Origin of the sequence: Sphingobacterium sp. UBA5789 (genome assembly GCF_002418355.1) — a bacterium.
Lineage (GTDB): Bacteria > Bacteroidota > Bacteroidia > Sphingobacteriales > Sphingobacteriaceae > Sphingobacterium.
Genome location: NZ_DIDX01000001.1, coordinates 411,869 through 424,851 on the forward strand (window position 1 = coordinate 411,869; position 12,983 = coordinate 424,851).

Annotated in this window: 11 protein-coding genes; 7 read left to right on the top strand and 4 right to left on the bottom strand. The window is 39.2% G+C overall.

The window, feature by feature from the left end; genetic code table 11:
* The first annotated feature begins 6 nt into the window (after positions 1-6).
* Positions 7-639 carry a porin family protein gene (locus B4B65_RS01785; RefSeq protein WP_293912832.1) on the top strand — a complete coding sequence of 211 codons (633 nt, stop codon included), beginning with the start codon at positions 7-9 and terminating at the stop codon, positions 637-639.
* Positions 640-684: 45 nt separating this feature from the next.
* Here the strand turns inward: B4B65_RS01785 and B4B65_RS01790 are convergent, their stop codons facing one another.
* Positions 685-2,070 carry a nucleotide sugar dehydrogenase gene (locus B4B65_RS01790; RefSeq protein ID WP_293912834.1) on the bottom strand — a complete coding sequence of 462 codons (1,386 nt, stop codon included), beginning with the start codon at positions 2,068-2,070 and terminating at the stop codon, positions 685-687.
* 210 nt (positions 2,071-2,280) lie between these two features.
* Here B4B65_RS01790 and dnaG point away from each other — a divergent pair, with 210 nt between their 5' ends.
* From dnaG to B4B65_RS01805, 3 genes are all read left to right on the top strand, one after another.
* Positions 2,281-4,266, top strand: a complete 1,986-nt coding sequence (dnaG, locus tag B4B65_RS01795) for a DNA primase (protein WP_293912836.1) — start codon at positions 2,281-2,283, stop codon at positions 4,264-4,266.
* Position 4,267: 1 nt separating this feature from the next.
* Positions 4,268-4,624 (top strand): YraN family protein, encoded by a 357-nt coding sequence (locus B4B65_RS01800; protein ID WP_293912838.1) that lies wholly within the window; start codon positions 4,268-4,270, stop codon positions 4,622-4,624.
* A gap of 249 nt (positions 4,625-4,873) precedes the next feature.
* Positions 4,874-5,908: a glutaminyl-peptide cyclotransferase gene (locus tag B4B65_RS01805; RefSeq protein WP_293912840.1), complete on the top strand. Its 1,035-nt coding sequence runs from the start codon at positions 4,874-4,876 to the stop codon at positions 5,906-5,908.
* 63 nt (positions 5,909-5,971) lie between these two features.
* Here B4B65_RS01805 and B4B65_RS01810 read toward each other — a convergent pair whose 3' ends face one another.
* From B4B65_RS01810 to def, 3 genes are all read right to left on the bottom strand, one after another.
* A complete protein-coding gene (locus B4B65_RS01810; RefSeq protein ID WP_293912842.1) occupies positions 5,972-6,607 on the bottom strand; it encodes a response regulator transcription factor in 636 nt (211 codons plus the stop codon).
* On the bottom strand, positions 6,600-8,543 hold the full coding sequence (locus tag B4B65_RS01815) for an ATP-binding protein (protein WP_293912844.1): 1,944 nt from the start codon (positions 8,541-8,543) through the stop codon (positions 6,600-6,602). The genes B4B65_RS01810 and B4B65_RS01815 overlap by 8 nt, the downstream gene beginning before the upstream one ends.
* A 469-nt stretch (positions 8,544-9,012) precedes the next feature.
* Positions 9,013-10,236: a peptide deformylase gene (def, locus tag B4B65_RS01820; protein WP_293912846.1), complete on the bottom strand. Its 1,224-nt coding sequence runs from the start codon at positions 10,234-10,236 to the stop codon at positions 9,013-9,015.
* A gap of 176 nt (positions 10,237-10,412) precedes the next feature.
* Between def and ruvX the strand changes: the two genes are divergently transcribed.
* The 3 genes from ruvX to B4B65_RS01835 all read left to right on the top strand — a co-directional run bounded on the left by ruvX (position 10,413) and on the right by B4B65_RS01835 (position 12,946).
* The gene (gene ruvX / locus B4B65_RS01825) at positions 10,413-10,829 is read left to right on the top strand and encodes a Holliday junction resolvase RuvX (RefSeq protein ID WP_293912848.1); all 417 of its coding nucleotides are present in this window, start codon (positions 10,413-10,415) and stop codon (positions 10,827-10,829) included.
* Between the two features lie 19 nt (positions 10,830-10,848).
* Positions 10,849-11,277, top strand: coding sequence for an rRNA maturation RNase YbeY (ybeY, locus tag B4B65_RS01830; protein ID WP_293912850.1), 429 nt, complete (start codon positions 10,849-10,851; stop codon positions 11,275-11,277).
* 100 nt (positions 11,278-11,377) lie between these two features.
* Positions 11,378-12,946: a calcineurin-like phosphoesterase C-terminal domain-containing protein gene (locus B4B65_RS01835; protein WP_293912852.1), complete on the top strand. Its 1,569-nt coding sequence runs from the start codon at positions 11,378-11,380 to the stop codon at positions 12,944-12,946.
* Positions 12,947-12,983 lie beyond the last annotated feature (37 nt).

The window sequence follows — 12,983 nt, forward strand, 5'->3', positions numbered from 1 at the left end:
TTTTATATGAAAAGACTTTGCATAATATTAGCTTTTATCTGTATGAGTGTTGCGGTACATGCGCAATATAAATCGAAGATTGAATTCGGAGTCAAAGGTGGATTAGCTTTCCCTACTTTTCAATTTGCTGAGGGAGGAAATCCAAGGACATACCTGTCCGGTTTTGTCGGAGGATTTATAGACCTGCCAGTTGCACAATATTTTTCAATTCAGCCTGGAGTTTCACTTGTAGGTAAAGGTTATAATGATAAATTTTTCGAAAGTGAAACGAGTTATGGTAACCTGAAGACCAGACTTTGGGTAGTTGAAATCCCTCTTCATATCGTTGGTAAGATGTTGATCGGAAATGATCAGTTGCAATTTGGTGCCGGCCCTTATATTGGATTTAACCTTTCGGGAAAACAAAAGTTTGAAGGTCAGAGTGATGTTTATAAAAACGGAACTATTGATTTTGAGTTCGATGGTAAAGATATGAAAAGACAGGATTATGGAATTAGCCTGATGGCTAATTATAAATTTGAAAAGGGTTTACTGGTCAATATGGGTTATGGCCTGGGCTTATCTAATCTCTATGGTAGTAACATTGACAATACAGCCAAAAACAGGGTATTATCACTTGGCGTAGGAATTCAATTATAAAAAACAACTGTCTCCTGTACTCCAATAGAGCAGGAGACAGTTGTTTTATTCGCCGATAGCGTAGTATTTAAAACCTAATTCTTCAAGTTGTTTACGGTTCAGTAATTTTCGCCCGTCAAATACAAAGGCCGGTTTTTTCATCAGGGTCTTTATTTGCGCCCAATCATAGTTTTTGAATTCATCCCACTCCGTCAGGATAGCCACAGCGTGAGCTTTATCAGCGGCTTCCGTGGGGTTTTGCACAACCTTTACCAAACGTCTGTTTTCATCCGGGCTACGGGAGTTGAGGTAATCCAGATCGGCATATATTTTCTCTGCAGAAACCTTTGGATCATAGACGACTATTTCAGCCTCTTCATTTAAAAGGTAATCTGCCACATAGATCGCCGCCGATTCGCGGGTATCATTGGTGTCTTTTTTGAATGCCCAGCCATAAAATGCAATTTTCTTTCCGGATACGGTGTTGTAAAGCGTTTGGATAATATGATCTGCAAATCTTCGTTTCTGGTGATCATTCATCAGAATGACTTGCTCCCAATAATCAGCGACTTCATGTAAATTATAGCTTCTTGCAATATAAACAAGATTAAGGATGTCCTTTTGAAAACAAGATCCTCCGAAACCTACTGAGGCCTTTAGGAATTTGGATCCAATTCTGGAGTCCATACCAATTGCTTTAGCGACCTCATCCACATTTGCCCCGGTTTTTTCACACAATTCTGAGATAGAATTGATGGAAGAAACACGTTGTGCCAGGAAAGCATTGGCTGTAAGTTTGGAAAGTTCAGAAGACCATAAATTAGTAGTTATAATCTTACTGCGATCTACCCATGTAGCATAGATTTCAGCCAAAGCTTCTATTGCCTCTTCACTCTCGCCACCTATTAATACACGATCCGGATGCAATAAATCCTGTACGGCAGTACCTTCAGCCAGAAACTCGGGATTAGAAAGGATATGGAAGTTTACTCCGTTGCCAGTGTTGTCCAGTATGTTTTTTAAAGCAGCAGCAGTGCGTACAGGAAGGGTAGATTTTTCTACTACAATTTTATCTGCGGTGGCTACTTCCGCAATCTGACGAGCGCAAAGTTCGATATATTTAAGATCAGCAGCTTTTCCCTTACCTTTTCCATAGTTTTTGGTAGGGGTGTTGACCGAAATAAAGATCATGTCTGCTTCGTCTATAGCCTTATTCACATCTGTTGAAAAGAAAAGATTACGTCCGCGGGCTTCTTCTACAATAGAAGCCAGTCCCGGTTCAAAAACAGGAAGATTATCCAAATCTACATCATTCCAGGCTTCAATACGATTACTGTTTACATCGACAACAGTAATTTGAATATCCGGACACTGTTTTGCAATAACGGACATCGTAGGACCTCCGACATAACCCGCTCCGATACAACATATTTTCTTAATTCTTCTTTTCATACTTATGAATTGTGATGCAAAAATAAGGAATAATAACGGCAAATCTACTGTGGGAAAGTCCCTTAAACGTAAGGTTTTTCTGTAATATATAGGCCTGAGCAGAATCTGTATATTTTGCTAGTCACGAAAGTATTTGCTACTTTGTTGCAAGTAATCATTTTGTCTACTCAATCCTATTGCCTAATTTTACTAACATAAAAGGAAGATGCTGTGATTAAAAAGGAAACGATAGATAAAGTGTTGGATACGGCCCGTATTGAAGAGGTCGTAGGAGATTTCGTAGACCTCAAAAAGCGGGGAACTTCTCTGATCGGAAATTGTCCTTTTCATAATGAGAAGACACCTTCTTTTCACGTATCAGTGGCTAAAGGTATTTATAAATGTTTTGGTTGCGGGGCAGGTGGTGATGCGCTGAAATTTGTGATGGATCTGGAGAAATATTCCTATCCGGAAGCTATCCGTTATCTCGCAAATAAATATCATATAGATGTAGAAGAACAGGAGCGTAGCCCGGCACAGATGGCGGCACAGGACAAACGTGAAAGTCTGTATGTACTGAGCCAATGGGCAGGGAAATTTTTCAAGGACAATATGTGGCAGACAGATATGGGGCAATCCATTGGTCTGGCTTATTTCAAAGAAAGAGGATACCGGGAAGATATTATAAAAAAGTTTGAACTAGGATATTCTCCGGATCAGTGGACCGCTCTTGTTGAAGCGGCCAAAACTGCAGGTTTTCAGGAAGAATATCTTAAAGAAATCGGACTCTCTATACAACGGGATGACGGCAGTATGTACGATCGTTTCCGGGGAAGGGTTATGTTTCCCATACAAAACCTTACAGGTCGGGTTATCGGCTTTGGTGGCCGGACCCTGAAAACTGAAAAAAGTGCTCCAAAGTATGTCAATTCTCCCGAAAGTGAAATCTATCATAAATCGGATGTACTTTATGGACTTAACTTTGCAAAGAAGGCAATAGTTGATGCGGATAACTGTTATCTGGTAGAAGGATATGCAGATGTATTGTCTGTACATCAGGCAGGTGTTGAGAATGTTGTGTCCTCGTCCGGTACTTCACTGACATCCGGACAGATCCGGTTGATTTCCAGGTTTACAAAGAATGTTACCATCCTGTATGACGGTGATACGGCAGGAATAAAGGCATCACTGCGGGGAACAGATATGTTGCTGGAGGAAGGACTGAATGTAAAAATTCTTTTATTTCCGGACGGGAATGACCCTGATTCTTATGTGCAGAAATTCGGATCAGATGCCTTTAAAAAATATATAGCGGATCATCAGGAAGATTTTATTTTTTTTAAAACAAATATCCTCCTGAAAGATGCCGAAAATGATCCCATAAAGCGTGCTGATGTCATACGGGACGTTGTAGAAAGTATTGCTTTGATACCGGATGAGATTAAGGTAGCTGTATTTATACGTCAGTGTAGTAACCTGCTGGATATAGAAGAACGGGTATTGCTTTCTGAACTGAATAATATCCGGGTTAAAAAGGCAAAGGATGCTGATAAGAAAAATCAGCGTAACCCGCCCGCTTCTTCCTCCCCTTTTTCTCCGTCTGAGGGAGATGGGCCACCTGCGGATTTCTTTATGACGGACGAAGAACGTGGAGGTCCGGCTCCCGAACCCGAACATAAAATCACTCCTGAGATTCTTCAGGAGCGTGAAATCATTCGCATACTGCTCAATTATGGAGATTATCTGGCAACCTGGGAAGGAGACGGAGATATTCCTATTGCACCATTATTACTGGGCAGTATCGATGATGTAGAATTCGAAGATAAGCCGAGTGCTTATATTCTTAGTGTGTATAAAGAATATGCTGAAAGATTTGAAATACCTCAGGCTAAACAGTTTTTCTCACATGAAGACCGGCTGGTTTCCGATCTGGCCATAACCTGTGTTGCATCACCTTACAATCTAAGTCCTAACTGGAATGATGATAAGCGAAAGATATATGTCACACAGGAATATGAATTACTTAAAAACCTGGTGATACAGGCGATCTATCGCATCAAAAAGCGTAAAGTTGAATCCGAAATGCTCAGAATCCGGGAAGAGTTAAGGACCGAGCAGGAACAGGCAAATCTGGAAATACTATTGAGTAAATATCAGAAACTGAAAGAGGCGGAACGTGTATTAGGAGATTTTCTGGGCAATACTATTGTGAAGTAATATGGCAAAACATCTGGAACAAGGAAAGAAGGGAGAGCAAATGGCATTGTCTCATCTGGCTGCCTTAGGATACCAGATTTTAGCCCTTAACTGGAGGACAGGAAAACTGGAAGTCGATATATTGGCTTATGATGGTGATATTCTTGTTTTTGTAGAAGTAAAGACAAGAGCTTCAATTGCTCACGGTGAACCCGCTGATTTTGTAGATATACAGAAACAACGAAAATTGATTCGCGCAGCCCGGGCCTGTATAGAAGAGCGAGAACATCTGGGAGATATACGCTTTGATATTGTGTCTGTTTATCTTGGCGATCCTTCGCATATCAATTTGATAAAGGATGCATTTTGGAGTGAATAATAAGTGTTCCAAGATACAGTTTGTCCGGCTGATCAGCCGGACAAATTGCGGAGCAAATTTAGATCAGCATCTCCATATAACCATGTCGATTGGTTAAAATATGTTATTGTGTTCCGGGAAACAAAAAAAATCCTTAAAATTGACAAATCGGAAGCGTATTTTAAGTCATATTGTTTCCGTAACTTTGAGTAAAGAGGATACATTTTCGGTATAGAAAGCCGTTGATTGTACTCATAATTGTAGGATTAAATGAAAAAAATTATTGGCGTTTTTGCCGTAGGAGCAATGTTGCTCAGCAGTTGTTTTACAAAAAAAGGAAAACTGGAGTTTGTATCTCCCGAATCCGGGAAAGTAGTTATTCTGGGACAGAAAGTGAATCTGAAGCTTAATTTTGCTTCTACGACTCTAGACTCTGTGGTCTATTCTGTAGACGGAAATGTAATTGGTCGCAAACAGGATACAAGCAGTTTAGTTGTTGACTCTCAGACTATCGGATTAGGAAACAAAAATTTGACCGCCAAAGTATATGCAGAAGGAAAAGAGGATATGGCGTATTCTAATGTCATAATTGTTCCGGAATCAGCAAAGCAGTATGGATTTGAAATTATTAATACATTTCCGCATGACACCTCTGCTTTTACTCAGGGACTGGAATTTGCCGATGGCATTTTTTATGAATCTACAGGTCGGTATGGTCTTTCCTCATTAAGAAAAGTGGAAGTCAATACAGGGAAAGTACTAAAAAAACTGGACCTGGATTCTAAATATTTTGGAGAAGGGATGACGATATTCGGTAATAAAATAGTGTTGCTGACCTGGGAAAACAATATGGGGCTTATATTTGACAAAGCTACTTTCAATCAAACCGGAACTTTCAATTATGAGAACAGTAAGCAAGGTTGGGGGCTCACAAACGATGGTCAGCGCCTGATCAAATCTGACGGAAGTAACAAATTGTACTTCCTGAATGCAGAGACATACAAGGAGGAAGGGTCAATCGGTGTATACGATGAGAACGGAGCAGTAGAGCAACTGAATGAACTTGAATATATAGATGGAAAGGTATACGCTAACGTCTATCAAAAAGATATAATTGTTATTATCGATCCTAAAACCGGCGCCGTGACAGGACAAATAAATCTGGTAGGAATGTATACCAATCCTGAACGTCAATCTTTTGATAACGAATTAAATGGTATCGCTTATGATAAAGCAGGAAAACGTCTTTTCTTAACTGGTAAAAAGTGGAATCAGCTTTTTGAAATAAAACTAATAGAAAGGTAAATTAACAGCGATATTCAGTATAACAACAAAGGTCTCTTTTTAAAAGAGACCTTTGTTGTATTATTAAATCAGATTATGCTCCATGGCGGTCTTAATGAGAGCCGCCATATTCTTTGCTTTAAATTTGCTCATCATCCTTTTACGATGTGTTTCTATCGTCAGGGGACTCAGGAACAATTCATCAGCTATTGCTGTCGTCGTCTTTCCCAATGCAATATGTTGTAAAATTTCTTTTTCTCGTTTTGTGAGTTTGGGAAGTTCGATCAGATCATGCAGATGAGGTCTTGCTATAATCTCTTTTACATCAGAGCTGAAGGTTACTTTTCCACTGAGCGCTTCATGAAGTGCATTTTTCAGTTCATGCAGGTCAACATTTTTGAGAAGGTAGCCCACAGCTCCGTTTTCGAGCATCTGCAGAATAATACTTCTTTCAATATGATTGCTGATAGCAATTATTGCGGCATCCGGAGCCACTTTTTTGATTTGAAGGCATAAATCGATCCCGCTGATATCTGGTAAACTTATGTCTAAGAGCACAATATCCACAGGCTCTGTTTTGACGAAAGTCAGAAAATCATAACCATGTGTGAAAGTGCCAACGATTGTATATTCCGGGTTGCTCTCAATCAATCTGCTTAAACCTTCTAAAACGATGAGATGATCATCGACGATTGCTATCTTAATTGTTTTTTCAAACATATACTTCAATATTTACAGTGGTTCCTTCTCCTGTAGAAGATTCAATGTCAATATGACCATTCAAGAACCCCACTCTATTTCGAATATTAGTAAATCCCATACCTTTGGCGTTATCCAGAGTTTCTGTTTCAAATCCTTTTCCATTATCTTCCACGGCAATAGAGAATATCTCGCCTTCCTGACTGCACTGTATCAGTATTTCTGTTGCTTCTGAATGTTTAAGTGCATTATTCAGCAGTTCCTGTATAATGCGGTAGATATAAAGCTGCGTCTGCTCGGGTATATCTTTACGAATACCGTAGGCCTGATACGAAACTTTTATCTGTTCATGAGGTATGGTTTCACAGAGATCTTTGATGGCGACTTCAAGTCCGAATTTAATCAGATTGGCAGGCATCATATTGTGTGCTATATGGCGCAGTTCGGAGACGGAATTGTCGAGTTGTTTAATCACAGGAATAAGATCTGATACATAATCCTGATCTGTACTTTCTGCTATTTTTCCGGACAAACTCATTTTTATACCGACCAAAGCACCGCCTAATCCATCGTGCAGATCTCTTGCCAACCGCTGTCGTTCTATTTCCTCTCCGGCCATAAGTGCTTTTCCATAACGGATTTTTTCTGTCAGCTGGAGATCTTTAAGTTGCTGTAGATGATTGTTTTCTTTTTCGATCAGAAGTTTTTTATTGTTTCTGTAATATAGAAAAGAAATACCAGCAACAACCAATAAGAGCAGACAAGTAATGAAGAGCGACCAACTGGTCAGCCTGCTGTTTTGAGAGGAAAGCTCTGCTTCCCGTTTTGCAGCTTTAAGTTCCCCTATCTGTTTCTCCTTCTCTACAGTTCTGAACTTTGTCTCCAGTTCGTTTATTTTGATATTCATCTCACTGTTATGAAGGCTGTCTTCAAAGAGAGTATACCTTTTTAACCAATGAAATGCCTCTTCGGTATTGTTTGTTAATTCATTGATCCGTACCATCTGATGATAGATTTCCTTTTTCGAAGAAAGATCCTGCAGGATTACATTGTTGGGTTGACTTAAAGCCGTCAATATACGTTTAGCCTCCGAATATTTTTTTTGCCCGACCAATACTTCATACTTCCGGAAATTCAACGTTTCCCTGAGCTGGAACTGATTATTTCTTTGTGCAATTTCAATCCCTTTTTCCAGGTTTTTTAGTGCTTCGTCAAAATTTTTGTTGTATAGATAATAGGAGCCGGCCTGATAATAATAGTAGGAGGCATTGACAGATTCAGGGTATATCTTTAACAATGAAGAGGCTTTGTCCAACAGTTTTTTTGCATTTGCAAAATCCTTGAGCTGTATATAATTTTCAGTACCGGTTAGATAAGACAAAAGTAAGGTAGGGGATTTTGGGTCTTTCTTCTCGAGAAGCTCAATCGCTTTCTTATTGTATGATGCCGATTTAACAAATTGTCTGCTGTACATCATTATAGCTCCGAGTTGCGCATAATAATGTGCCCTCTTTTCATAATCTTCAGTTTTGTCGGCTAAGGGAATAGACTTATTTAGCAGGATATCTGTGACGAAAGCATCTCCCTTCTGTTCCCTGACCATAAGCGCATAATTATACCAGCATGCAGCACGGAGCAGATTTGCTTTCGGATGGCTGTAAGCCCCCATTATCTTTTCACTTTTTAAATAGGCGCTGGCTGCCAAAGGTTTATTCCAATTGTAATAATGCTGACCCAAATAGAAGTAATAGAGTCCTTCCAGATACCTGAATTTGCTGTCAAATTTTCCCTCTTTTGTGATTATTTGTTTCCCTTTTTCGAGTGCTTCCCAGCTTTGTATGGTGTCTTTAAATCTCCAGTAGTCGGATATAAAAAAGTAAGCATTAGCTTTTACACTATCCGATTTGGTATTCGCAATAACAGTCTGTATACTGTCCAGAAACTTCTTCTCATCCATATGAGATAATATCTGTTGGGACCGGGCGGTAAACCAGCACATTAACATGAGTAAGAAGGTTAAAAATGTCCGGATATGCATAGGATTCAATGTCTTGATAGCAGAAGTATATATACCTCAGTTCCTAATGTATATATTTTTTAGAAAAATCGGAATTATTAGAGTCAAAATTACCTGTTTGCAGGTAAGAAATTTTACTGTTTTCAGGATCTACAGCAGTACAGGAAAAAGGCTTTCTGGATAAATTAGACTGTGCTTTGGATAAAGTAACCAAAGCCTCAAACTCAGCAGACAAGGTGGCAAGTACTATCGGAAAAAGTTAAAAATTCGGGAAACTCACTTCTTCAGAAATCAAATACTGAAACGCGTGGAGATCTCAACAAGGCTACTATGTGATGCCACAGAAGTGTTGATATTATTTTACAAACAGGCTATCCGAAAACTTTCCGGATAGCCTGTTTGCAGTGAATTAAGGGAGTATACTTTTCGGAGGAATGGAAAACTCAATTTTGTCCTGCAGAGAGACATGCGGAGTATCGGCCTGCTCTTCTAACCGGTCTGTAAATAATATCCCATACAGATGATCGACTTCATGTTGAAAAATGACAGCCGTAAACCCTTCGATATTTTCTTCAATAATATCACCATTTTTATTTACGTACTGTAAACGGATAGCATAGCTGCGTAATACATCCTCTTTTCTGGATGGGATGGACAGGCAACCTTCTGCTCCTTTACGTGTAAGTTTGGATCGCCAGATAATCTTCGGATTTACATAGAATTCAAAAGGAGTATCTTTTTTGTCAAATCGCTGTACCCAGATTGCATTTTTATTGATCCCCACCTGTGGAGCAGCAATCCCTACGCCCGAATGATCCGGATCATTTACAGTCGCATACATACGTTGGGATAGTAAATCTAATAAAGGATCATCATACTTGATGTCTTGAGAAGGAGCCTTTAAGATCTCCAGGTCATTCGGCTCCGTCACTTGCAATACATACATGATTTGTGAGGCAGTACCTGTATTTATTTTCTTTTTCTCAGCTTCAGTGAAGCCTTTTGCTGCGTTTTTGTTCACAGGTCTTTCATTTTTTGGTCCAAGATATTTCTTTTCACCGGCTTCTACTGCCAGTTGTAAATGGTTTTCTGCAGGAGGTTGGGGACATCTGTATCCGTTACTATACGCACAATACGGATTATATGCTTTATTGAAATCGATTTCTACACTCTTGTTTTTAATATCTTTACTGTCCAGATCGATATACCGGCCTCCTTCATATGTCTGATTACCATTTGTCTGATCTAAAAATGGTAAAAATAAATGATCTTTATAAGCAGGATTTTGAAATAAAGCAGCACTTTGGTAAGCGGTAAGGGTTACTTTCTCTCCTTTAAGTGTAAAATGAAGCAATGCATATCTCTTATACTCATTACTGGTACCATCGTAGGTTGGCATACGAAAAGTAGGTTCATTGAATAGAATTTCCACAGTAGCAGTGACTTTATATTGCTGATCGGGTTCAAAATAACGCAGATGAGCAATATCCTGCGGACGAAGCGGGCCAAATTGTTCTTTCGCCAATGCTGTCTGCTGATCTGCTCTGAATTTACTGATCGTAGAACTGTAGGTCTGACCAAATGCCATCACACTTATCCAGCATAACAGAGCAGTCACAAATGTTAATTTCATATATGCAATTTGTTTTTTTAAGAGCCAAATGGAATATCCCGTCTGTATTTGTTGTGCTATCGGGATATTTCATTTGAATTGTTTTAATATAGTCTAGCAAAATTATAGATTTTCACTTGCATAGACATTAATCTTTTTGTCATTTTGGAATAGTATTTTTGTAAAAACAAACAGATATGCGGTTAATGGCATTTGATTACGGGACGAAACGAATAGGAATTGCAGTGACGGATCCTTTGCAGATTGTGGCAAATGCTCTCACAACTGTGCATCCTAATGAAATTTTTGACTTCCTGAAGAATTACCTGCAAACAGAAGAGGTAGAAACTTTTGTGGTAGGTAAACCAAGACAAATGGACGGCTCAGACTCGGAGTCAGCCTCCCACGTAGTCGGTTTTATCCGCTTACTGAAAAAGCAATTTCCCACTATTCCGGTTGCTGAGGTGGATGAACGCTTTACCTCAAAAATGGCTTCTGCCGTGATTGCTCAGAGTGGTATGAAAAAGGGAAAACGTCAGCAGAAAGGATTGGTAGATACGATATCCGCAACCATAATACTGCAGTCCTACATGGATAGCAGAAGCTTTTTATAAGATTAAAAAATAGGACAACATGAAGAATATTAATTTCTTTGCAGAGGATACTGATTTCAAACCAAAGGAAAAACAAAAAATCCGTCAATGGATTGCAGATACGGTTAAGTCAGAAGGCTTTAAGCGTGTAGGAGAATTGAATTTTATCTTTTCTTCAGATGCATATCTGTTAGAGATCAATAAACAATATCTCAATCACGATACCTTTACAGATATTGTCACTTTTGATAGTTCAGAGGAAGAAGATACGATAGCCGGCGATATTTTTATCAGTATCGAACGGATTCAGGATAATGCAGAAAAATTTAAAGTTGCAGAACGGGACGAGTTACATCGTGTGGTGATACACGGCGTATTGCACCTCTGTGGCTATCATGACAAGAAGCCGGAAGATAAAAAGCGTATGACTGAAAAGGAGGATGAATATCTGTCAAAAAGGACTTTTTAAAAGCTTTTTCTATAGTGTCTTTCTTCACATTTTCTTAACAATGTGCTGATTTTGGGTTTATGGAGCAAATGTATTTTTGCGGAAACGCAAAATAGCTACTATGAAGAAAATTTCGACATTTTTAACTTTTTTATCTATACTCTCAACCCTGCATGCACAGGATGTAGTGAGAGGGACTGTATTTGCTGATGCCAATAAAAATGGTGTGCGTGAGCAGAAAGAAGCTGGCATACCCAATGTGTCTGTCAGTAACGGTGTTCAGGTTGTAAAGACCGATGCTAAGGGTAAGTATGAACTTCCATTGGGTAAGGATAATATTATTTTTGTTATCAAACCTACAGATTACAGTATCCCGGTTAATGCTAACAATCACCCTCAGTTTTATTACATACACAAACCAGAAGGAAGTCCGGCCAGTAAATATGCAGGTGTAGCTGCTACGGGAAAATTAACAAAACCCGTAGATTTTGCGTTAATCCCTGCAAAAGAAGATGCAAATTTTTCTGCTTTTGTTTTTGGAGATCCGCAAGCTTATACATTGGATGAACTGGAGTTTTTCAAAAAAGGTGTGATTGATCAGATTGGCGATAAGCAAATTGCAAAATTCGGTATCAGTCTGGGTGATTTAGTCGGCGATGATCTGAGTTTGCATCCGGCATATCAGACAACAATTGCCAAAATGGGATTGCCCTGGTTTCAGGTCATGGGTAACCATGATATGAATTATGACGCTACTACTGATTCTCTTTCTGATGAATCATTTGAAGCGACTTTTGGCCCTAATAATTATTCTTTCAATTATGGTAATGCTCATTTTATAGTACTGGATGACATCTTGTATCCCCACCCTACAAAAGGAAAAGGTTATCTGGGCGGATTCCGGAAAGAGCAACTGGATTTTGTAGAAAATGATCTCAAGCTAGTACCAAAAGACAGACTTATTGTATTGGCATTTCATATTCCATTATTACTGGAGCACGATGATGTATTTCGTGTAGCAGATCGTCAACGATTATTCGATCTGTTGGCTGATTTCCCACATACGCTTTCGTTGTCTGCGCATACCCATTTCCAGACTCAAAATTTCTATGATCAAAAGGACGGATGGAAGCAGTCTAAGCCTCATCATGAATATAATGTAGGAACAACATCCGGCGATTGGTATTCCGGAATTAAAAATGAACTTGGGGTGCCGGTATCTACTATGCGTGACGGAACACCAAAGGGATATGCTGTATTGAATATCAAAGGCAACCAATATACATTTGATTATAAAGTAGCAGGCAAGGATCCGCAATATCAGATCGCTATCTACGGGCCTGAAATTGTTGCGCAGAAATACTCCGGACGTTACCCGATTTATGCCAATTTTTTTATTGGTCGTAAAGGGGATAATGTACAGTATCGTATTGATGACGGTACATGGAAAGCAATGGATTATGCTGAGGAAGCTGATCCGGCTTATGTGTATGCCGTCAGCAGCTATGATCTGGCAAAAGAATTATTGGACGGAAGAAGACCTTCTGACGGTATCTCTTCTACACACTTGTGGAAAATGAAACTACCAAAGCTAAAGGCCGGAAATCACAAAATTGAAATTCAGGCTGTAGATATGTTTGGAAGAACGCATATAGGAGTAAAAGAAATAAAAGTAGAGGCTTCTAAATAGATTAGCCACTTATTTCTAATAAAAAAATCCTTCCCGA

What these genes read in the sequence shown, in the direction of transcription:
- B4B65_RS01815 (WP_293912844.1), bottom strand. Translation starts at nt 8,543, where the DNA reads ATGGATGAGAAGAAGTTTCTGGACAGTATACAGACTGTTATTGCGAAT.
- B4B65_RS01805 (WP_293912840.1), top strand. Translation starts at nt 4,874, where the DNA reads ATGAAAAAAATTATTGGCGTTTTTGCCGTAGGAGCAATGTTGCTCAGC.
- B4B65_RS01800 (WP_293912838.1), top strand. Translation starts at nt 4,268, where the DNA reads ATGGCAAAACATCTGGAACAAGGAAAGAAGGGAGAGCAAATGGCATTG.
- B4B65_RS01790 (WP_293912834.1), bottom strand. Translation starts at nt 2,070, where the DNA reads ATGAAAAGAAGAATTAAGAAAATATGTTGTATCGGAGCGGGTTATGTC.
- B4B65_RS01810 (WP_293912842.1), bottom strand. Translation starts at nt 6,607, where the DNA reads ATGTTTGAAAAAACAATTAAGATAGCAATCGTCGATGATCATCTCATC.
- ybeY (WP_293912850.1), top strand. Translation starts at nt 10,849, where the DNA reads ATGAAGAATATTAATTTCTTTGCAGAGGATACTGATTTCAAACCAAAG.
- def (WP_293912846.1), bottom strand. Translation starts at nt 10,236, where the DNA reads ATGAAATTAACATTTGTGACTGCTCTGTTATGCTGGATAAGTGTGATG.
- ruvX (WP_293912848.1), top strand. Translation starts at nt 10,413, where the DNA reads ATGCGGTTAATGGCATTTGATTACGGGACGAAACGAATAGGAATTGCA.
- B4B65_RS01835 (WP_293912852.1), top strand. Translation starts at nt 11,378, where the DNA reads ATGAAGAAAATTTCGACATTTTTAACTTTTTTATCTATACTCTCAACC.
- B4B65_RS01785 (WP_293912832.1), top strand. Translation starts at nt 7, where the DNA reads ATGAAAAGACTTTGCATAATATTAGCTTTTATCTGTATGAGTGTTGCG.